The organism is Cytobacillus kochii (genome assembly GCF_044790165.1).
Lineage (GTDB): Bacteria > Bacillota > Bacilli > Bacillales > Cytobacillaceae > Cytobacillus > Cytobacillus kochii.
Window position 1 is genome coordinate 4,280,389 of record NZ_CP085254.1, and the last position, 20,492, is coordinate 4,300,880.

The window sequence follows — 20,492 nt, forward strand, 5'->3', positions numbered from 1 at the left end:
GTCCTAAATTATACCTCTACGCCCATTTTTTTAGCAGCTTCAATTACTTCTTCAATACGACCAACTAGACGGAAAGCATCTTCTGGTAGGTGGTCATATTTACCTTCAAGGATTTCTTTAAATCCTTTAACAGTTTCTTTTACAGGAACATAAGAACCTGGTTGGCCTGTAAATTGCTCTGCTACGTGGAAGTTTTGAGATAAGAAGAATTGGATACGACGCGCACGTTCAACGATAAGCTTATCTTCGTCTCCAAGCTCATCCATACCTAGGATCGCGATAATATCTTGAAGCTCTCTGTAACGTTGTAATGTTTGTTGTACAGTACGAGCTACTTCATAATGCTCTTCACCAACTGTTTCAGGTGAAAGTGCACGTGATGTAGATGCTAATGGATCCACGGCAGGGTAAATACCCATTTCAGATAATTTACGCTCTAAGTTTGTTGTCGCATCTAAGTGAGCGAAAGTTGTTGCTGGAGCCGGGTCAGTATAGTCATCGGCAGGTACATAAATCGCTTGGATTGATGTAACAGATCCAACATTCGTTGAAGTGATACGTTCTTGTAATTTACCCATTTCAGTAGCAAGTGTTGGTTGGTAACCAACGGCAGATGGCATACGACCAAGTAGGGCAGATACCTCAGAACCTGCTTGCGTGAAACGGAAGATGTTATCCATGAAGAAAAGAACGTCTTGTCCTTGCTCATCACGGAAATATTCAGCCATTGTTAAACCAGTTAGGGCAACACGCATACGTGCTCCAGGCGGCTCATTCATTTGTCCGAATACCATTGCTGTTTTCTTAATAACGCCTGAGTCAGTCATTTCATAGTAAAGGTCATTACCTTCACGTGTACGCTCACCAACACCAGCGAATACAGAAATACCACCGTGCTCTTGAGCGATGTTATTGATTAACTCTTGAATTAAAACGGTTTTACCAACACCGGCACCACCGAATAGACCGATTTTACCACCTTTGATGTAAGGAGCAAGTAAGTCTACTACTTTAATTCCTGTTTCAAGAATTTCTACTTCTGTAGAAAGTTTTTCGAATGTAGGTGCTTCTCTATGAATAGAGTCACGACGAGCATCACCCGTAATGGCTGGATCCAGGTCAATTGTATCACCTAGTACGTTAAATACACGACCAAGAGTGATATCACCTACTGGTACAGAGATGGCTGCACCTGTATCTAATACTTCAGTTCCACGTTGTAAACCATCTGTTGAAGACATAGCAATTGTACGTACAGTGTCATCACCTAAATGAAGGGCAACTTCAAGGGTTAAGTTGATTCCAACTTCAGATTCGTTACGCGAAGTGTTATCAATTTGCAATGCGTTATAGATTGCTGGTAATTGACCGTTTTCGAACTTTACGTCAACAACCGGACCCATAACTTGAAGAACGCGTCCTTTGTTCATCTTTTTCCCTCCTAATAAGAAATGCTATTTAATTATTCTAGAGCAGCTGCTCCACCGACAATTTCAGTAATCTCTTGAGTAATTGCAGCCTGACGCGCACGGTTATAGCTTAAGTCTAATGCATTGATTAGATCTTTCGCATTATCCGTAGCATTCTTCATCGCTGTCATACGCGCGGCATGCTCACTAGCTTTACTATCTAATAATGCACCATAGATTAAGCTTTCAGCATACTGAGGTAGCAATACTTTCAAAATTTCTTCAGCGGAAGGCTCAAATTCATACGAAGTTAACTGGTCTGATCCACTAGAAATGTCTGTTAGTGGTAAGATTTTTTTCGATGTTACTTCTTGAGTAATTGCGCTGACATAGTGATTGTAATAAATGTATAGCTCATCATATGTTTCATCAGAGAACATACCAACCGTTTTAGTTGTTAAGTCTTTGATTTCAGCAAATGATGGCTGGTCTGCTACGCCGACGATATCGACGATTACATTCATCCCTTTTCCTTTGAAGAAATCAACGGCCATTCTACCAATCGCTATTATCGCAAACTCATCATTAGACTTATGTCTTTGTTGAATTGTTTGGTTAACGGCTTTTAGAACTCTACTGTTAAATGCCCCAGCTAGTCCACGGTCAGATGTAATGACGACATAACCCGTTTTCTTAACCGGACGGCTCACTAACATTGGATGTGATGCATCTGCACTACCAAGTGCAATAGAAGCTGTTACCTCTTGGATTTTTTCCATATAAGGTACAAATGCTTTTGCATTCATTTCCGCACGAGTCATCTTTGAAGCTGATACCATCTGCATAGCTTTAGTAATTTGACTTGTTTTCTTCGTAGAATTGATTCGGTTCTTTATATCACGTAATGATGCCACAGGTTCTCACCACCCTTATACTTAAGTGTGTTTGATTGGTTAGCGCATAGGCTGTCCCAACCCTTATATATCATTAGATCCTGTAAAAACAATGCATGAAAAGGCAGGAAGGGACAACAATCCCATCCTGTCTAACTCTGCAATGATTATTCAGAAACCACAAACGTTTTCTTGAATTCGTTAATTGCAGCTGCCATATCTTCATCAGCCGGAAGACCTTGAGTTGTAGCGATATGGTCAAGCAATTCTTTATGATTTTGATCTAACCAAGTAAGATATTCTTCTTCAAAACGACGGATATCTTCAACTGGAATATCATCAAGGAAACCACGAGTTAACGCATAAAGAATCGCAACTTGCTTTTCTACTTTAAGTGGTTTATTAAGGTCTTGTTTAAGAACCTCAACTGTACGAGCACCACGGTTTAACTTCGCTTGTGTTGCTGCATCTAAATCTGAACCAAATTGAGAGAATGATTCAAGTTCACGGAATGAAGCAAGGTCTAGACGTAATGTACCAGCTACTTTTTTCATTGCCTTGATTTGTGCAGAACCACCAACACGTGATACAGAAAGACCTGCGTTAATCGCTGGACGAACACCAGAGAAGAATAGGTCAGACTGAAGGAAGATTTGTCCGTCAGTGATAGAAATAACGTTTGTTGGAATATAGGCAGAAACGTCACCTGCTTGTGTTTCAATGAAAGGTAGCGCAGTGATTGAACCGGCACCTTTTGCGTCACTTAGTTTAGCTGCACGCTCTAAAAGACGGCTGTGCAAGTAGAATACATCCCCTGGATATGCTTCACGACCTGGAGGACGACGTAATAATAATGAAAGTTCACGGTAAGCAGATGCTTGTTTTGTTAAGTCATCATAAACAACTAGTACATGTTTACCGTTATACATGAACTCTTCACCCATTGCTACCCCAGCGTATGGTGCTAAGTAAAGTAATGGAGCTGGTTGAGATGCAGATGCAGTTACAACAATCGTGTAATCTAGTGCACCTGTTTTACGTAATGTTTCAACAGCATTACGTACAGTTGATTCTTTTTGACCAATTGCAACATAGATACAAATCATATCTTGGTCAGCTTGGTTTAAAATGGTGTCGATTGCAACAGATGTTTTACCTGTTTGACGGTCACCGATGATTAACTCACGTTGACCACGACCGATTGGCACTAATGCGTCAATCGCTTTAATACCTGTTTGTAATGGCTCATGTACAGATTTACGATCCATAACACCTGGAGCCGGTCCTTCAATCGGACGAGTTTTTGTTGTATTGATTGGTCCCATTCCATCAACAGGGTGTCCAAGAGGGTTTACAACACGGCCAATAAGTTCTTCACCTACTGGTACCTCCATGATGCGTCCTGTGCGGCGTACTTCATCGCCTTCTTTGATCTCTGTGAATGGTCCTAAAATAACAATACCGACGTTACTTTCTTCAAGGTTTTGCGCCATACCCATAACGCCATTCGAAAATTCAACAAGTTCGCCAGCCATGGCGTTATCTAAACCATGAACACGCGCGATACCATCACCTACTGAGATAACTGTACCGACATCACTCACTTGAATTTCCGACTGATAACCTTCAATTTGCTTTTTTATCAGCGCACTGATTTCTTCAGCTTTGATGCTCATGAGTTTCACCCCTATCTACGAATCTTAGCCTAACAATTGTCGCTCAAGTCTATCTAGCTTGCCACGTAAGCTGCCATCGAAAATCTTGTTTCCTATGCGAAGCTTGACACCGCCCAATAAATTTGAATCAACGATATTTTCTATACGAAGGGATTGCTTGCCCACTTTAGCTGCAAATGTTGCAGATAAAGCGCTTCTCTCTTCATCAGTTAAAGGACGAACAGAGTAAACTTTCGCTTCAGCAATTCCTTTTTGCTCATCAGATAGGTCTAAGAAATGCTCGACCATACCTGTGATTTCATCTTCACGATGACGCTCCACCATGATGAGTAAAGTGTTTATCACATATGTGTTAACAGATGCAAAAGCTTCTTTTACGATCTCTTTCTTTTTTTGAATAGAGAGCTTAGGAGTCTTTAGCACTGCTTTAAATTCAGAGTCATGATTCACTACGTCTTTCACTGCACGAAGCTCATCTTCCATTTGGTCAAGAAGCTGATGTTCATTCGCAAGCTGGAATAGAGCTAACGCGTAACGTTTTGCCACTATTGAGCTCGTCATTGCTTCTCGCCTGCCTCTTGAATATATTCGTTAATTAGTTTTTCTTGATCGGCTGCACTTAATTCCTTCTCAATAACTTTCGAAGCAACTAGGACAGATAATGAAGCAACTTGTTCACGAATAGCTGATACAGCTTGTTCTTTTTGCTGCTCGATTTCAAGTTTTGCAGAATTTTTCAAACGATCGCCTTCAGCACGTGCCGCAACAATTATCTCTTCGCGTTGCGCTTCACCTTGCTTTTTCGCGCTTTCAATTAACGTTTGCGCTTCTGTACGCGCTTCTTTTAATAGAACTTTTTGCTCTTCTAGTAATTTCTTCGCCTCTACACGACTTGCTTCTGCTGCTTCAATTTCACCAGCGATATGTTCTTCACGTTGGTTCATGATTCCCATAAGTGGGCCCCATGCAAACTTTTTAATTAAAGCTAACAAAATGATGAACATAATCAATTGGAATACGATGTCGCCACCATTAAAGCCGCCAGATGCACCTAATACATAACTATCTAATAACACCCTCGATTCACTCCCTTCAAGAGACGTTCACTTAAGGTCAAACTATTTTAAAGTCATTCGATTGATTTTCACATAAAGGAAAGGCGAAGGTCCACTTGTGATGATCTTCGCCATTTTACAAATACAAAAAATTAGCCACCGATAACCATGAATGCGATAACTACGCCGATGATCGGAATCGCCTCAACTAACGCTACCCCGATGAACATAGTAGTTTGAAGCATACCACGAGCTTCTGGTTGACGTGCCATACCTTCAACTGTTTTTGAAACGATTAATCCGTTACCAATACCTGCACCAAGTGCTGCTAAACCGATTGCGATTGCTGCTGCTATAAGACCCATTATTTGTTTCCTCCTTAAAATTTTGGAATATAATTATTTTTAACAAACATGTTTTGTTCATGTAATGAACAGGTATATATTAATGGTCGTGACTCACTTTGTGAGACATATAAACCATTGTTAACATACAGAAAATAAATGCTTGGATAGCACCGATAAATACGGAGAATCCCATCCATAATAATGTTGGTAATACTGCTACAGCCGTTCCTAAGAACCCTGTTGCAAGTGATCCTGCAAGTAATGTCAGTAGGATTTCCCCTGCATAAATATTACCGTAAAGACGCAAACCAAGTGTTAATGTGTTGGCAAACTCTTCAATGATTTTCAATGGGAACATAAACCACATTGGCTTGAAGAAATCTTTCCCATATTCTTTCAGACCCTTCACTCTCACACCATAATAATGTGAAAGACCTACCACCATCGCTGCTAGTGTAAGCGTTACGACCGGATCAGCTGTTGGTGATTTCCACCATAGCTCGTGGTTATAGGTGACTGCAAATGGAAGTCCTAGCATGTTCGATACAAATACGTACATGATGAGTGTGATTCCAAGCACGTGGAATCTACCACCATCTTTCCATGCCATGTTGCTGTTGATGATGTTCTTAACGAAGTCCATCACCCATTCAAAAAAGTTTTGCATGCCTGTCGGCTTCATTGCTAAACGACGAGTTGAAATGACAGCAATTAAGAAAACTATCGCACTTGCTACTGTTATCATCAGAATATTAGATAAGTTGAAGTTTAACCCCATAAATTCTCTCAATGGAGCTCCATGATCCATAAATTATTCACCTCTCTTCCCGCTTTTTACGTAAATGAAAAGATTGAAGAAAAAAATCTATCATAATGACTAAATAGGACGTCATTAATCCCAACACTACACTTATAAGGTGAAAATACGCTGGATACTCCAGTGCGATGATAACTGCCAAAGCGGCAGATGCCATTCGCGACATTGTTCCTAGTGAACGCACCTTTTGCTCTTTCTCTACTGCTTCTCGGAACTGAATCATCTTCCTTACAATTAACCAAAGATTAAAGAAGCTGAGAACGGTTCCCAAAATCAGGCCAAGAAAGATAGATTGATAAGACGTAAAGCCCCAGCCGAGTACAAAGAACGACAACAAGAAAAGCATGTATTTACGTTGTCTACTGAATCTTTCTTGTATTTCCGGCATATTTGTTTATTCTCCTGAAAAAAATTGTTGGATTAAACGAAGCATGGCATAAATGCCCACGGTCAAACCTAGTAATAAACCGATTATTAGAAACAGTGGTTCGGTCTCTAGTAACCGATCGAACCATCTTCCAGCAAAAATACCTAGAAGGATGGCGCCTACTAATTGGGAAAGAATGGCGGACATGAGTGCCATCGCTTTAAAAGGGCGACGGTCATTATGACGCATTAAAACGCATCCTCTCAGTCGAGAATGGTAAGAGGTTTTCTGAGGAAAGCAGTATGTTAAATCGTCAATTTCATATGATATAAAACTATAAAATCTGCTCATGAAAACCTTATCAATAATACCCTTTGTAAGCATACAATAGGGGCATGTCAATGTCAATGCGTTTAATGGGAATTTCGCCAGTTCTCTTTTGGGCAAAATATGGATGTTCACACTTTTTTCATAAAATCTTCACTAGATTTTTCTTGCAAATTCAGAAAATTTATGCGTTATTTTTGCCAATTGTTTTTCAATTATAATAATTTTATACTACTTAATTCCCTATCATTTCTAATTCACCATTAGCCCCAATGAATAAACGGGTCTCTATCCAATCTTCTTGTCCAGATTTGCGAGCAAATACTTTTGCAATATACAAACCAGGTTGTGGTAAATCGCTTATGAATAAATCCTCTTCTACCTGGCCTTTCTTTACATCTTTCTTCCAATCGAGCATGCCTATAAAAGTTAATGAAGTTGAATCGAATAAAGCAATCCCAAACTCTTCAGCTCCACCTGGTAAATATACTTCATAGCGATACGTTTTCTTACTATCACCTTTACCAAAACTAAAGCCCATGACACGGGGATAATCCGGTTCTTCCAATACGTATAAATAAGGAAGCTGAATCGTTTGCTTATTACTATTCAATCGAATCGTACCGTCTGCCAGTTTTTCAGTGAGTTCTTTCGGATTAACGATCATATGTAAACGAATGGTTTTCTTCTCCTTAGGCTCAAGCATAAATGATAATGGTAGACGCCATTCAATCCCCTTTTGTTTTTTCGGGATTTCAAAAGCATAGGACTGCTTTTCATCGGTTGTATTTTCTACCGTAATTTTTGCTACATGGTCATGATGTTGTTCTGATAACTTAAACTTACCAAACTGTATGGACGATGGATAGATCAATGTGGATGTCATTAATGCTTCCTTCAATTGAATCCGGCCCGCACCTTGTTCAAAGGTCCGGTAAGGTGTACCATCTTCATTCACCATAGATAAGGCCGTATTCATGAGTGCTGCTTTTACTTGTTCAGGTCGCCAATCAGGATGAGCCTGTATTAACAAAGCGGCTGCCCCCGCCACATGAGGCGCTGCCATACTTGTTCCTTGTAATGGTGTGTACCCACCAGGTACCGTACTATTAATGGCTACTCCTGGGGCAACCACATCGGGCTTTATTTCCCAAGTAGAAGTCACAGGACCCCTTGAGCTAAATTCAGCTAAGATGTCTTTTTCTTCCTTTATCACTGTTTGTCCATATAATCTTTTAGCTTGTGAAAGCTCTTGATTAATCTCTTCCCCATCTGCCTTCGTTAAGGACACAACCGGGATATCTAACAGCTCTTCTAAATTGCCCATGAAGGAGCCCGGTGTATTATTGTAAATGAGCAAAGCAATTGCTCCTGCTTCCTTGGCATTCTTACTTTTTTCCGTAAAAGTTAATTCCCCTCTCTCAACAATAACTACTTTTCCATTAGCCCCTTTTAATTGCTCCTCTTTCCCAATGCCACCGTTATATAACTCAAATGATTTGTTTAAATCCCACGGAATCGTTCCTTGCAGTGGATACAACTTCATTTCTTTTTTACCAATATGTAAATAAGGTACTTTTAATGTAGGGGTAGAAGCTCCTACAGATATCGCTTTGGCAGCCGTACCCGGTGAGCCAACACTCCATATGCCAGGCCCTGAATTACCCGATGATGTAACAGCAACAATTCCACTATCGACTGCCTTATTTAAAGCAAGACTAATAGGGAGATCAGGTCCGTTCACATTATTTCCCAATGAAAGATTAATGACATCTACTTTATCTTTCATTGCTTGTTCTATTGCTTGTAACACTTGCTCTGTCGTCCCGCTTCCTCCTGGGCCTAAAGCACGATAGGCAATAATCTCAGCTTTTGGTGCTACACCTTTTACTTTTCCGTTGGCTGCAATGATACCTGCCACATGGGTGCCGTGCAATGTATCCAACCGTCCCATATTCACTGTTTCCATCGGATCGTCATCTTGGTCCACGAGGTCTTTCCCACCACTATAACTAATGCGTAAATCTGGGTGACGATAATCAATTCCCGTATCAATGACGCCAACCTTAACACCTTCTCCAGTGAGGCGGTGATTATCATCATCAAAATATCCTCTAATGGCTTCTCCACCAATCAGCTGAATATTGTCATTCTCTGCTTGCACAGTATAATTTTGTACGGTCGTAAGGTGATGAATTGGTTGATTCCCTTCTATTTGTGCTAACTTATCATTTGTTGCTTCAACTGAAAATCCTTTGAGGGCATAGTTAAATATGTATCTTATTGCGACACCTTGTGCTTTAAGCTTCTCCTTTTCTACTTGTAAGTCAGCGTCATCACTATAAACGATGATAGCTACTTGTTCTTCTGTTTGAATTTCATCCAAGGAAGGCACTATTAGTTGAGATGAAGATGCGCTCATACCTAACGTACAAGGAAAAAGAAAAAGAATAATAACGAGAATAAATAGATTTTTCTTCATTACGACGCCTCCTTTTTTATGTTAGCGTCTTCGATTTCTTGCCTCCCTATACTACGGAATTTAATGGGAAGCGCAAATAAAAAAGGTGAATACCTTTTTTAAACTTAGGCAATCACCTTTTTTATTACAGGCTGTTTAAAACCAATGTGGAATGGAGCAGAAATCCTCGAGTTACCGTGCAGGCAAAACCCGAGGATGCTTATATGATCTTCGCGAAAAAGCGAGTGTCTAGTGCACAATGAAAAGAATCAAGTGCCATAAGTAGTTAAAAGCTACATCCGTTACGAAAATAGCGTTATGATATTAAGGGATTAAATGGAGCTGGCCTCTTTAAACCTTCACGAAAATAATACCTAATGGCCTCTGCAATTCTTTCAGAAGCGTGACCATCCCCGTATGGATTAGAAGCTTTCGACATCATATCGTACGCCTGTTTACTAGTTAATAGTTCATGAGCGTTTGCATAGATAACTTCCTCATCTGTACCAACGAGTTTCAATGTACCTGCTTGAATACCTTCAGGGCGTTCTGTTGTATCACGCAACACTAACACAGGCACTCCTAGCGATGGTGCTTCTTCTTGTACACCACCTGAATCAGTTAAAATTAAATGGGCACGCGAGGAAAAATTATGAAAGTCGATCATTCCTAGTGGTTCAATCAAATGAATCCGAGGATGCCCTTGTAAAATTTCATTCGCGACTTCTCTTACAGCAGGGTTTAGGTGAACAGGGTATACTAATTGTACATCTTCATGCGTTTCGACAATTTTTTTGATCGCTTTAAACATATGTCTCATCGGCTCGCCAAGATTTTCCCTGCGATGGGCTGTCATCAAGATTAAGCGATCGTCACCAATTTTCTCTAAAATCTCATGCTGATATTCCGGTCGAACTGTTGTTTTTAACGCATCAATCGCCGTATTACCCGTAATGAATATTTGCTCTGCAGATTTATTTTCCCGCAATAGATTATCGGCCGATTTCTCTGTTGGCGAGAAATGAAGATCACTGATTACACCTGTCAGCTGACGATTCATTTCTTCTGGGTAAGGAGAAAATTTGTTCCAAGTGCGTAAGCCTGCCTCCACGTGACCGACAGTAATCCCGTTATAAAAAGCTGCTAAACTGGCCGCAAATGATGTTGTTGTATCCCCATGAACAAGAACAATGTCTGGTTCAACCTCTTTCATTACTTCATCTAAACCAGACAATACACGGTTTGTCACTTCTACTAACGTTTGTCTTGCTTTCATAATATTTAAATCAAAATCCGGTTCTATTTGAAAAATCCTAAGCACCTGATCAAGCATTTCTCGATGTTGAGCAGTCACTGTAACGATAGAATGAAAGTCTTGTGGGTGCTTGTTGAGCTCAAGAATAAGCGGTGCCATCTTTATCGCTTCAGGTCTTGTTCCAAATATACTCATTACCTTAATCGGTCTTTGCATAAAACACTCGTCCACCTTTCTAAAAGAAGTGCTGGTTGCACTCACCTTCCGACAAACAGCTGTCGAACAGATCTTTATCAGATCCACTTCTTGTAAAAAAGCCCGTCCAAGGACGGGCTCATTTTCTATAATTAACTTTATTTTATTATTTCGTACCGAATAAACGATCTCCCGCATCCCCAAGACCAGGAACGATGTAGCCTTTTTCGTTTAACATTTCATCTAATGCAGCGATATATATATCCACATCTGGATGGGCTTCTTTTAATGCTTCTACCCCTTCAGGTGCAGCAATTAAACACATGAATTTAATGCTTTTTCCTCCGCGTTTTTTCAAAGAATTGATTGCTTCAATTGCAGATCCGCCTGTTGCAAGCATTGGATCAACAACAATGAAATCACGCTCTTCAATATCACCAGGGAATTTTGCATAGTACTCAACTGGCTTTAAAGTCTCTGGATCACGATATAGGCCAACATGTCCTACTTTAGCTGCAGGGATTAATTTCAAAATACCGTCTACCATCCCAATACCCGCACGTAAAATTGGTACAATTCCCATTTTCTTTCCAGAAAGCACTTTTGAATTTGTTTTTTGAACCGGTGTATCTATTTCAATTTCTTCTAAAGGCATATCTCTCGTGATTTCGAATGCCATCAAAGTTGATACTTCATCAACGAGTTCACGGAATTCTTTCGTACCTGTATTTTTTTCACGAATGTATGTAAGCTTATGTTGGATTAATGGATGATCGAAAACATATACTTTTGCCATAAATATCTCTCCTTTTACTGATTGTACAAATCACACTTCGTACTATTTTACAGAAAAAATGTTTGTGGGGCAACTACGATTCTTGACATAGAAACATTTATTGCCATTGGAAGAAAAGAAAATGTTGAAGATGCTTTTAGAACATTCGTTATAGTTGGCATAACTTAACAAAAATCCAGCCCTCAAGAGAAGGCTGGATAAACTAGATGATTATCTTTCTGGATATAAAATAAATTTGCTTGTTAATGCTTCGACTCGTTGTGAAGCTTCAGCTAACTTTTCTTCGTCTTCCGCATTTTTCAACGTGAACGCGATAATAGAAGCAATCTCTTCCATATCGTTCTTTGCAAATCCACGAGAAGTAACTGCAGCTGTACCAATACGTATCCCACTTGTCACAAATGGGCTTTCTGGATCAAATGGAATTGTATTTTTATTAACAGTAATACCTACTTCATCAAGTACTTTTTCTGCTACTTTACCTGTTAAACCTAATGAACGAACATCTACAAGTAAAAGATGGTTATCTGTTCCACCAGATACTAAGTCGATGCCTTCTTTTTTAAGTGACTCTGCTAAATGCTTAGCATTTGTGATAATGCTTTCCGCATATTCTTTAAAGCTATCTTCTAATGCCTCTCCGAAAGCTACAGCTTTAGCGGCAATGACATGCATTAATGGACCACCTTGAATACCTGGGAAAATCGATTTGTCGATTTTTTTCGCAAATTCTTCTTTGCAAAGAATCATACCACCACGTGGACCTCTTAATGTTTTATGAGTTGTTGTTGTTACGAAATCAGCGTATGGTACTGGATTAGGGTGAAGACCAGCTGCCACTAAGCCCGCAATATGAGCCATATCGACCATTAAATAAGCGCCAACCTCATCTGCAATTTCACGGAAACGCTTGAAGTCAATTACACGAGGATACGCACTTGCACCTGCTACAATTAGCTTCGGTTTATGCTCTTTCGCTTTTGCTAATACATCATCGTAATTGATGGTATGAGATGTTTCGTCTACACCATATTCAACGAAATTATATTGGACACCACTAAAGTTTACAGGACTCCCGTGCGTTAAGTGGCCACCGTGGGATAGATTCATACCAAGGACAGTATCACCTTGTTCTAAAATCGTGAAGTACACTGCCATGTTTGCTTGCGCACCTGAATGAGGCTGAACATTCGCATGCTCGGCTCCAAAGATTTGCTTCGCACGATCTCTAGCTAAATCTTCCACTACATCTACATGCTCACAGCCACCATAGTAACGACGACCAGGATACCCTTCAGCATATTTATTCGTGAGAACAGATCCTTGTGCCTCCATTACCGCCTCTGACACAAAGTTCTCTGAAGCGATTAATTCAATCTTACTTCTTTGACGTCCTAATTCATCTTGAATTGATTTGAAAACTTGCTCGTCCTGCTGCGCTAAATGCTTCATACAATAATCCTCCCTTATCTCTACCACACTATCAAAAATGAATAGCTATTATGAAAATTCTCCTTTATTCTATCATGTTTTTTCGGGAGGATACAGGCAAGCTTACTGTTTATTGAGAGAAAAAAATTATCCATACTAACCGAAAACGGTTACATGTAAATGATTATGAAATAGAGGGTAAAGTTGGTATTTTTGATAAAAGGTGTGCAGAAATAATGAGCAACATACGTCATTTATCTACTTATCGCTAGCGGCACATTATCAGACAATGACTATTTCTATTGGTAGACCGCTCTTTCTCCTCCAATCAACTTCGGCCTAGTCGTTGCTAATGTGACGTGTGCACCACCTACTTCTTTTAATGAAAGACGTATAGGTACAACCACATGCTTCAAGTGCATGCCAATGAAGGTATCACCGATATCTATCCCTGCATCAGCTTTTATATGCTCGACTACAACAGGGTCATCCAAATGTTGAAACGCATAAGTCGCCATCGCACCACCCGCTTTTCGGATTGGCACAACACTCACCTCTTCTAAGTTATACTTCTTAGCGGATGCCCGTTCGAGAACAATGGCGCGATTTAAATGCTCACAGCATTGAAAAGCGATTTGAACATTTGTTTGTTTTTGTAAGTTCATTAGTTCTGAAAAGATGAATTCAGCCACTCCCTCTGAACCAGCCGTGCCGATATGATTACTCATCACTTCACTCGTACTACAGCCAATAACAATTAATTTGTCTTCGTTTAGTGAGACTTTTTGTGTAAACTCTGTTAAAATATCCCGCCATTGTTGTTTTAACTCTTCCATCGTCAGATGCTCCCTCTCTTCTCAGATTTATTCATAACCTTAGCTAATAGATAAAAAAGATGCATATGTCTTCCTTCCTTTCATGAAGTCAACATATGCAACAAAGTTTTATAAATTTTCTTTTTCGTATTGATCTATCTTCCCAATACGGTTCTGATGACGACCGCCTTCATAATCCGTGCCAAGCCATACTTGGGCAATCTCTCTTGCAAGCCCTGGGCCAATGACTCTTTCTCCCATCGCTAACACATTACTATCATTATGCTGTCTGGTTGCTTTCGCACTGAAAGTATCATGAACAAGCGCACAGCGAATACCTTTCACTTTATTGGCTGCTATAGACATCCCAATCCCTGTCCCACAAACGAGAATACCTTTATCAAATTCACCGCTCGCTACTTTTTCAGCAACCGGCAAAGCATAATCAGGGTAATCTACAGAAGTACTACACTCACAACCAAAATCTTCATATTCAATATTGAGTTCTTCTAATAATGATTTTATTTCCGCACGAATGTTTAATCCACCGTGATCTGATGCAATTGCAACTTTCATTTTTTTATGCCTCCAATCAAACTTGATTGTATGATTATCACTTTATTCTGACACAAAATTTAAAAATTATAAAGATGCAATTACTTTTCAGTTGGGTAGGCTACACTTTAAATTTATTCATATCTGTTTTTAACTGGTTTGCTTGCTCTTGTAATTCTTTTACTAGTATGTCGACTGTATCAATCACAGATGTTTGAGCCTCAGTTGAAGCAGCAACTTGTTGTGCACCAGCAGACGTTTCCTCCGCAATCGCTGCTACTTGCTGCGATTGGGCTGAAGTTTCCTGCATGGCATGCATTTGTTTATCTACTAGATCTTTAATCATGGTCACTGCAGCATTCATTTGATCTACAGTTTGCGTCATCTCTTCAATGACGGCATGTGTCTCGGTCCCTTTTTGTGCTTCTTGATTGGCAGACTCCACTTGATTAGAAATTTGACTGACCACATTACGCACTTCTTCTTGAATGTTTTTAATTAATTCCGATATTCCTTGCACAGCTTTCGCACTTTCATCAGCCAACTTGCGCACTTCTTCGGCTACTACAGCAAAGCCCTTCCCATGCTCTCCTGCTCTCGCCGCTTCAATAGAAGCATTTAATGCTAATAAGTTTGTTTGCGTAGCAATATCGCCAACAAGTTGGATAATTTGTTCTACTTTGACTGCATTTTCTTCTAAAATTTTTACAGTCTCTAACGATTTCTGATTACCTACTGCTAGTTTTTCTATTCCAGAAATAAGTGAATGCATGGCATGTTTGGATTTATTCAGATCACCGAAAAGCTCTTCAGATACTTGCTCAGATTGCTTTGCCTGCACCTGAACTTCTTCAGCAATTCGAATGACTTCATCAACAAGTTCGGCAACAGATTGAGTTGCGACCGCTGAGTTTTCTGCTCCTTGAGATATTTCTGAGATAGTTGTAGCAATTGCTTCAGCCTGCTCATTAGCAACCGAAGACTCAGAGGAAATTTCGTGCACTTTTTTATTTGTCATAGCAAAGTTCTCATCAATTCGTTCAATCATTTCTCTTAAACTCGTTAGCATCTGATTAAAGGCTAATCCTAAAGAACGTATTTCATCATCCGAACGCGACACCTTTGCCTTTTCTTGTAAATTACCATTCGCTGCTTTTATAGCAGAATGCTCTAAGTCTTTAAGTGGTTTTGTAATAAACCCTGCTGCAATAAACGCTAAGATCGCAGACCATATCGCTCCAAGCAAAAGGACAATAATCGTAAAAAATTCTTTACTTATCGGCATATTTCCCATTAAAGGATATACGAACTGAATACATATCGCGCTTATTGAGTATGTAATAACGGCTAATACTGAGATGAGAAGAACCAATTTTTTTCTTAAACTAAATTTCATCTTACGCGTCTCCATGATTGCCCCCTACTTCAACCTGTTCATCTTTGTTTATCTTGATTCCTATCTTTTAATATTTCTGCTATTTTTCTTATGCTTCCCTGTAGTTCATTATAGGTTTCTTTATATTGTTGCAACGTCCCCCCGAATGGATCAATGATATCTTCTTGTTTACCATCATAAGCAAACTCTTTTATTAAAAAAACTTTTCCCTTAGCATTAGGAAAATGTGATAAAATCGCATGTTTATGTCCATTAGTCATCACTAATATATGTGTCGCCCATTGAATAAGCTCTTCATTCAATTGAGCTGATTGATGATTGATGCTTATGCCCTCTTCTTCTAAAACTTGCGATGTATAAGCAGATGCAGGTCCACCTTGACTTGCAAAAATCCCCGCAGATTTCACCTTCACATCAGGAATGTCTATATGACGTAATATCGCTTCAGCCATGGGGCTTCGACAAGTGTTACCTGTACAAATAAATAAAACGTGAGCCATAAAGCTCGCCTCCTTCTCTTACATTATAATCCAAAACTCCTATTTGATATAGACAAAATAAGGTGTCTATCACCGACATATTTCGACAATTTTAAGAATTTTTTGTCGAAATACATCAATAATACGCACCTTAACTGCTTTTTATTAGGAAATTTTAACCATATTACATGAATAACATTTTGACGCCAAAAGCAAAAAGAATCGCCCCTCCAAGTGTCTCACTATATTTACCGAACCACCCTTGCATTCTTCTTCCTATCATTAATCCTGCCCAAGTAAGAACCATCGCAATTACACCAAATAATGTAAGAACAAGAGCCGTTTTTGCCCCCAATACACCTAATGTAAGCCCGACTGAAAAGCTGTCTAAACTTACACTTAAAGCAAAAATTAATAAACCAAAACCTACAGGGGTTAACAGACTTTCTTTTTCAGCCTTTAAGCTTGACCAGAACATTTGCAGGCCCAGAAGCATCAACAAACCGGCACCAATATAGGCAGCAATCTCACTAAAATAAACTGATAAAAACTTCCCTGCCATCATTCCTAACAATGGCATGATGACATGAAATACTCCAATCGTAAAGCCTATATATAATATTTGCCGATACCTTAATTTGTACATCCCCATACCTAATCCAACTGAAAATGCATCCATTCCTAAGGCAAACGCCATTAAACTTAAAGTTAAGACTTCACCTACTAACAACGTCATCTCTTTAGCCTCCTCGGGACTTGCTCTTTTGAAGATATGCATGTCCAAGGAGAATTAGAATTGTTTTTTTAGGCGAAAACAAAACAGCTTCGATAGAATCAAATATGATGGTTAAAAACTCAGCGCCTCTCTATAGGCTGGGAGATGTAGTTACGCGGCAGGATCATGCAAAATGCATAATACGGGGACTTTTTGTATGGTTGTTTTGCCAGAGGATTCACAATTAAGGTAGATTTTTTCTGTTTTCATAGTGATCTTCACTAGCAAAGATGCATCAATAGAGTTGCTTGCGGTGGATATCTTGTAGTAAAGAAGGAAACAAACGTTGTTTATAGATGATGAAATGTAAATTATTTGAGTAGGCTTTTCGCGAATGATTTGGCATGAGATTTCTTTTTTAGTAGGGCTTTTGCTCTTTTCACGACTTATCTTAGTTGGTTCTCCTTTTTTAGTCGCGATTCTTGCCTTTTTGCGACTTATAAAGAGTTTCACTGCTTTTTTAGTCGCGTATTTCCTCTTTTCTCGACTTATCATAGTCGGTTCTCCTTTTTTAGTCGCGATTCTTGCCTTTTTGCGACTTATAAAGAGTTTCACTGCTTTTTTAGTCGCGTATTTGACCTTTTCACGACTTATCTTAGCTGGTTCTCCTTTTTCAGTCGCGATTCTTGCCTTTTTGCGACTTATAAAAAGTTTCACTGCTTTTTTAGTCGCGTATTTCCTCTTTTCGCGACTTATCAAGGACGGTGCTTCTTTTTTAGTCGCACAAAATAAAAAAGCCCCGCTAATAAGTAATACAATCGGAATATGATCACTTTACCCACACAACTTACCGGATTTCTAATGAAATAGCACGCTATAGGAATCATTGAAAAAATCTTAGTAACCAACATTGGAGCTTCTGTTTTAGTTTCTAAGGTCAAGGGATAACAAATCAGAACCTGAACAATTTTTGTTCAGGTTCTGAAACACCCATCTTCAAGTCTACTTATAATTGAATGCGCCGATGGCCTGCTGCTTTTTCTAAGCGATTCATAATCGCCACACCGACACCTTCATATGGGAAAACCTCACCTAAAATGATATCGACATTCTCATGATTAAATGCTCTCAAGGCATAGTATAAACCAGCAGCCACCGTATCTAGCGCTTCCCGCGCACCCATAGAAAGGACAACATCCGTTTCATAGAAATCTTTATTTTCATCTGTTGTCAGTACACCTACTCGCAGTCCTTCTGCCCTTTTTTCATTGATCAATTGTTGCAACTGCATCGGAGTTGAATCGACTAATGTTAATGGTGCATCTGGTGCGTAATGTGTATATTTCATACCAGGCGATTTTGGTTTGGCTTGTTGATTATGTAGCGCGGGATCTAATTTTACTTCACCTATCACCGCAATCATCTGTTCCTTGGTCACACCACCCGGCCGTAGAATAACAGGTATCTCTTCTGTGCAATCAATAACGGTTGACTCCACACCAACGCCAGTAGCTCCTCCGTCTACCACACCAGCAATTTTTCCTTCTAAATCTTCCCACACGTGATCCGCTGTTGTTGGACTCGGTCTTCCCGAGCTATTTGCACTTGGAGCAGCTATTGGTAATTCAGTTTGGGCAAGAATGGCTAACGCTACAGGATGATCCGGCATACGGAAGCCAACGGTTTGTAATCCTGCTGTTGCTAAATCAGAAAGGCTACCCCTTTTTTTCTTAAGAATAATCGTTAATGGTCCTGGCCAAAAGGCATCCATCAATTGCTCTGCCTTTAATGGAATCTCTTCAGCCAGTTCCTGCAGTTGCATTCTCTTTGCTATATGAATAATTAAGGGATTATCTGCCGGCCTTCCTTTGGCAGCAAAAATTTTCTCTACGGCACCGTCACTTTTTGCATTCCCACCTAACCCATATACGGTTTCAGTTGGAAAAGCAACAACCTCATTTTCTTTAAGTAAATCAGAGGCTTGGACAATTTGTGGGTAACTATTCAAATTATCCACATTATTATCCACTGACCATCTAATTGTTTTCATTGTTATCCACCTTCAATATCTTTCATTCTAAATAGGAGAAATCCCCCTATTTTCAGTCTATCATCTAAGACAGTATAAAAGAAGCAAGGTGATAACTCAAGGTATTATCCACAAATTGTGAATAAATACATCGTTTTTGTGTATAACTTTGTGGATATATCCACATTATTCGAGTGAATATTTCAAAAAGAAAGAGTTATCCACAGATTGGACATTTTTAATATGTTCTTTTTCTACTAAAAATGTTGGCAATTCCGATTTATCCACTTGTTGAAAACCCATTAATAAAAATAATTGTAGTGTACTTTTGCGATTTGATCCTAAATATACTGTGGATAACCCTTTTTCTTTTGCTAATAGAAAAATTTGTTGCAATAAATACAATAAATCTGTCTGCACGGTTGTTTCTGACTTCATAACAAGCGAGCGTAACAAACCAACCGTTTCGTAAGGTTCGATGCCAATTGTCGCTTTTATTTCTCCCTCTTCATCTTCCATAATTAAAAAGTAATCAATTAAGTCCGCCACACCTTCCGATCGAACTGACGCTTCTGTTAAAAATTTCATGAGCTCGTTTTCATCTTGCTTCTGTGCAACTCTTACAATACTTGTTTTCATTCACTTCACCCTCTACTCATTTTATAGTCTATGAATATGAGTTAATTGAAATTGATAGAACTAAAAATTTGCTAGAGTTAAAATATTATCCGAATAGCTTATCCCATATCTCTGCTAAAAAGAATTTTACTTCCACTTCTTCTTCATCTTGTTCACCTGCATAAACAGGGTCTTCTTCTTTTTCGGTCATTTCTTCCTCTACATTCTCTTCTTCCACTACTAATTCTTCCTCTTGCTGTTCTTCATCACTAAACCCTTCGCTCACAGCCACACCATTTGAAAAATCAAGAAAGCATAATGGTGGAAATAAAACACACCACCAGTTCGCACCGTCTCCATCACCAAGCGTAATTAGAATCGCTTCATACTCACCAGCAGGGTATAAAAACTGGCCATAAAGTTTCGTCGGAAAATCTACTTTATCAAACTCCGTCTTAACTGTTTGTTTAGAGCCCGCTTCTGCTACAACTCGTTCGGCTATTTTTTGGATTTCTGGTAATTTTGATTGAATCAATGCTCTTGCTTCTTCTAAAGAGGTTAAATCAGATACCCACTCAGTTATATTTGCATTTACTTCGTCTCTCACCGCACGTTTAATCTTTTGATCTTTCTCCATATCGCTATTTGCTAGAATTCTTAAACGGATTGCTTCGTTAGGAATGACTAGTGATTCATCAGCCACTACCTCTGTTTGCGGAATATATAAACTAAATAAAGTACCTAATGATAAAATTAAGATATATAAGTTCACAATCGATTTCGTTTTCATCTTCCTGCACCATCCCTTCACTATCCACAGTGTGGTCAGAAAGAGAACATCTTAAACTATTAAAAT

The 20,492-nt window shown here is 39.3% G+C and carries 22 protein-coding genes; all 22 read right to left on the reverse strand.

Features of this window, described 5'->3' with window-relative positions:
• Positions 1-8: 8 nt before the first annotated feature.
• A complete protein-coding gene (gene atpD, locus LG276_RS21845; RefSeq protein WP_224936754.1) occupies positions 9-1,430 on the reverse strand; it encodes a F0F1 ATP synthase subunit beta in 1,422 nt (473 codons plus the stop codon).
• A gap of 32 nt (positions 1,431-1,462) precedes the next feature.
• Positions 1,463-2,323 (reverse strand): F0F1 ATP synthase subunit gamma, encoded by an 861-nt coding sequence (locus tag LG276_RS21850; protein ID WP_224936755.1) that lies wholly within the window; start codon positions 2,321-2,323, stop codon positions 1,463-1,465.
• Positions 2,324-2,469: 146 nt separating this feature from the next.
• Positions 2,470-3,978, reverse strand: coding sequence for a F0F1 ATP synthase subunit alpha (atpA, locus tag LG276_RS21855; protein WP_095371592.1), 1,509 nt, complete (start codon positions 3,976-3,978; stop codon positions 2,470-2,472).
• Positions 3,979-4,002: 24 nt separating this feature from the next.
• Positions 4,003-4,539 (reverse strand): F0F1 ATP synthase subunit delta, encoded by a 537-nt coding sequence (locus tag LG276_RS21860; RefSeq protein ID WP_224936756.1) that lies wholly within the window; start codon positions 4,537-4,539, stop codon positions 4,003-4,005.
• Positions 4,536-5,054 (reverse strand): F0F1 ATP synthase subunit B, encoded by a 519-nt coding sequence (locus LG276_RS21865; RefSeq protein WP_404292890.1) that lies wholly within the window; start codon positions 5,052-5,054, stop codon positions 4,536-4,538. Before LG276_RS21865 ends, LG276_RS21860 begins: the two co-directional genes overlap by 4 nt.
• Before the next feature lie 131 nt (positions 5,055-5,185).
• Positions 5,186-5,398: a F0F1 ATP synthase subunit C gene (atpE, locus tag LG276_RS21870; protein WP_095371589.1), complete on the reverse strand. Its 213-nt coding sequence runs from the start codon at positions 5,396-5,398 to the stop codon at positions 5,186-5,188.
• A 79-nt stretch (positions 5,399-5,477) separates the two neighbouring features.
• Complete coding sequence (gene atpB / locus LG276_RS21875) at positions 5,478-6,188, reverse strand: F0F1 ATP synthase subunit A (protein ID WP_341058076.1); 711 nt, start codon at positions 6,186-6,188, stop codon at positions 5,478-5,480.
• A 7-nt stretch (positions 6,189-6,195) separates the two neighbouring features.
• Entirely contained in the window at positions 6,196-6,585 is a 390-nt protein-coding gene (locus LG276_RS21880; protein WP_095371587.1) for an ATP synthase subunit I, read from the reverse strand.
• Between the two features lie 6 nt (positions 6,586-6,591).
• Positions 6,592-6,813 (reverse strand): AtpZ/AtpI family protein, encoded by a 222-nt coding sequence (locus LG276_RS21885; protein ID WP_404292892.1) that lies wholly within the window; start codon positions 6,811-6,813, stop codon positions 6,592-6,594.
• 313 nt (positions 6,814-7,126) lie between these two features.
• The gene (locus LG276_RS21890; RefSeq protein WP_404292894.1) at positions 7,127-9,373 is read right to left on the reverse strand and encodes a S8 family serine peptidase; all 2,247 of its coding nucleotides are present in this window, start codon (positions 9,371-9,373) and stop codon (positions 7,127-7,129) included.
• A gap of 295 nt (positions 9,374-9,668) precedes the next feature.
• Complete coding sequence (wecB, locus tag LG276_RS21895) at positions 9,669-10,823, reverse strand: non-hydrolyzing UDP-N-acetylglucosamine 2-epimerase (protein ID WP_341058084.1); 1,155 nt, start codon at positions 10,821-10,823, stop codon at positions 9,669-9,671.
• Positions 10,824-10,968: 145 nt separating this feature from the next.
• On the reverse strand, positions 10,969-11,598 hold the full coding sequence (gene upp, locus LG276_RS21900) for a uracil phosphoribosyltransferase (protein WP_095371583.1): 630 nt from the start codon (positions 11,596-11,598) through the stop codon (positions 10,969-10,971).
• Between the two features lie 210 nt (positions 11,599-11,808).
• Positions 11,809-13,050 (reverse strand): serine hydroxymethyltransferase, encoded by a 1,242-nt coding sequence (gene glyA, locus LG276_RS21905; RefSeq protein WP_095371582.1) that lies wholly within the window; start codon positions 13,048-13,050, stop codon positions 11,809-11,811.
• A gap of 278 nt (positions 13,051-13,328) precedes the next feature.
• Positions 13,329-13,865, reverse strand: a complete 537-nt coding sequence (locus tag LG276_RS21910; RefSeq protein ID WP_281203298.1) for a TIGR01440 family protein — start codon at positions 13,863-13,865, stop codon at positions 13,329-13,331.
• 108 nt (positions 13,866-13,973) lie between these two features.
• Positions 13,974-14,420: a ribose 5-phosphate isomerase B gene (gene rpiB, locus LG276_RS21915; RefSeq protein ID WP_281203297.1), complete on the reverse strand. Its 447-nt coding sequence runs from the start codon at positions 14,418-14,420 to the stop codon at positions 13,974-13,976.
• Between the two features lie 100 nt (positions 14,421-14,520).
• The gene (locus tag LG276_RS21920; protein ID WP_281203296.1) at positions 14,521-15,810 is read right to left on the reverse strand and encodes a methyl-accepting chemotaxis protein; all 1,290 of its coding nucleotides are present in this window, start codon (positions 15,808-15,810) and stop codon (positions 14,521-14,523) included.
• A gap of 23 nt (positions 15,811-15,833) precedes the next feature.
• Positions 15,834-16,295, reverse strand: coding sequence for a low molecular weight protein arginine phosphatase (locus LG276_RS21925; RefSeq protein ID WP_224936764.1), 462 nt, complete (start codon positions 16,293-16,295; stop codon positions 15,834-15,836).
• Positions 16,296-16,458: 163 nt separating this feature from the next.
• Complete coding sequence (locus LG276_RS21930; protein ID WP_095371577.1) at positions 16,459-17,010, reverse strand: manganese efflux pump MntP family protein; 552 nt, start codon at positions 17,008-17,010, stop codon at positions 16,459-16,461.
• Between the two features lie 150 nt (positions 17,011-17,160).
• Positions 17,161-17,748 (reverse strand): hypothetical protein, encoded by a 588-nt coding sequence (locus LG276_RS21935; protein ID WP_404292897.1) that lies wholly within the window; start codon positions 17,746-17,748, stop codon positions 17,161-17,163.
• 247 nt (positions 17,749-17,995) lie between these two features.
• Complete coding sequence (locus tag LG276_RS21940; RefSeq protein WP_251162317.1) at positions 17,996-19,039, reverse strand: L-threonylcarbamoyladenylate synthase; 1,044 nt, start codon at positions 19,037-19,039, stop codon at positions 17,996-17,998.
• A 165-nt stretch (positions 19,040-19,204) separates the two neighbouring features.
• Entirely contained in the window at positions 19,205-19,657 is a 453-nt protein-coding gene (locus LG276_RS21945; RefSeq protein ID WP_224936767.1) for a GNAT family N-acetyltransferase, read from the reverse strand.
• A gap of 85 nt (positions 19,658-19,742) precedes the next feature.
• The gene (gene spoIIR / locus LG276_RS21950; RefSeq protein ID WP_224936768.1) at positions 19,743-20,426 is read right to left on the reverse strand and encodes a stage II sporulation protein R; all 684 of its coding nucleotides are present in this window, start codon (positions 20,424-20,426) and stop codon (positions 19,743-19,745) included.
• Positions 20,427-20,492 lie beyond the last annotated feature (66 nt).

Bases quoted from the DNA above. Each gene is read 5' to 3' on its own strand.
- atpD (WP_224936754.1), bottom strand. From the start codon at position 1,430: ATGAACAAAGGACGCGTTCTTCAAGTTATGGGTCCGGTTGTTGACGTA.
- atpA (WP_095371592.1), bottom strand. From the start codon at position 3,978: ATGAGCATCAAAGCTGAAGAAATCAGTGCGCTGATAAAAAAGCAAATT.
- LG276_RS21860 (WP_224936756.1), bottom strand. From the start codon at position 4,539: ATGACGAGCTCAATAGTGGCAAAACGTTACGCGTTAGCTCTATTCCAG.
- atpE (WP_095371589.1), bottom strand. From the start codon at position 5,398: ATGGGTCTTATAGCAGCAGCAATCGCAATCGGTTTAGCAGCACTTGGT.
- atpB (WP_341058076.1), bottom strand. From the start codon at position 6,188: ATGGATCATGGAGCTCCATTGAGAGAATTTATGGGGTTAAACTTCAAC.
- LG276_RS21880 (WP_095371587.1), bottom strand. From the start codon at position 6,585: ATGCCGGAAATACAAGAAAGATTCAGTAGACAACGTAAATACATGCTT.
- LG276_RS21885 (WP_404292892.1), bottom strand. From the start codon at position 6,813: ATGCGTCATAATGACCGTCGCCCTTTTAAAGCGATGGCACTCATGTCC.
- LG276_RS21890 (WP_404292894.1), bottom strand. From the start codon at position 9,373: ATGAAGAAAAATCTATTTATTCTCGTTATTATTCTTTTTCTTTTTCCT.
- wecB (WP_341058084.1), bottom strand. From the start codon at position 10,823: ATGCAAAGACCGATTAAGGTAATGAGTATATTTGGAACAAGACCTGAA.
- upp (WP_095371583.1), bottom strand. From the start codon at position 11,598: ATGGCAAAAGTATATGTTTTCGATCATCCATTAATCCAACATAAGCTT.
- glyA (WP_095371582.1), bottom strand. From the start codon at position 13,050: ATGAAGCATTTAGCGCAGCAGGACGAGCAAGTTTTCAAATCAATTCAA.
- LG276_RS21910 (WP_281203298.1), bottom strand. From the start codon at position 13,865: ATGGAAGAGTTAAAACAACAATGGCGGGATATTTTAACAGAGTTTACA.
- rpiB (WP_281203297.1), bottom strand. From the start codon at position 14,420: ATGAAAGTTGCAATTGCATCAGATCACGGTGGATTAAACATTCGTGCG.
- LG276_RS21920 (WP_281203296.1), bottom strand. From the start codon at position 15,810: ATGGAGACGCGTAAGATGAAATTTAGTTTAAGAAAAAAATTGGTTCTT.
- LG276_RS21925 (WP_224936764.1), bottom strand. From the start codon at position 16,295: ATGGCTCACGTTTTATTTATTTGTACAGGTAACACTTGTCGAAGCCCC.
- LG276_RS21930 (WP_095371577.1), bottom strand. From the start codon at position 17,010: ATGACGTTGTTAGTAGGTGAAGTCTTAACTTTAAGTTTAATGGCGTTT.
- LG276_RS21940 (WP_251162317.1), bottom strand. From the start codon at position 19,039: ATGAAAACAATTAGATGGTCAGTGGATAATAATGTGGATAATTTGAAT.
- LG276_RS21945 (WP_224936767.1), bottom strand. From the start codon at position 19,657: ATGAAAACAAGTATTGTAAGAGTTGCACAGAAGCAAGATGAAAACGAG.
- spoIIR (WP_224936768.1), bottom strand. From the start codon at position 20,426: ATGAAAACGAAATCGATTGTGAACTTATATATCTTAATTTTATCATTA.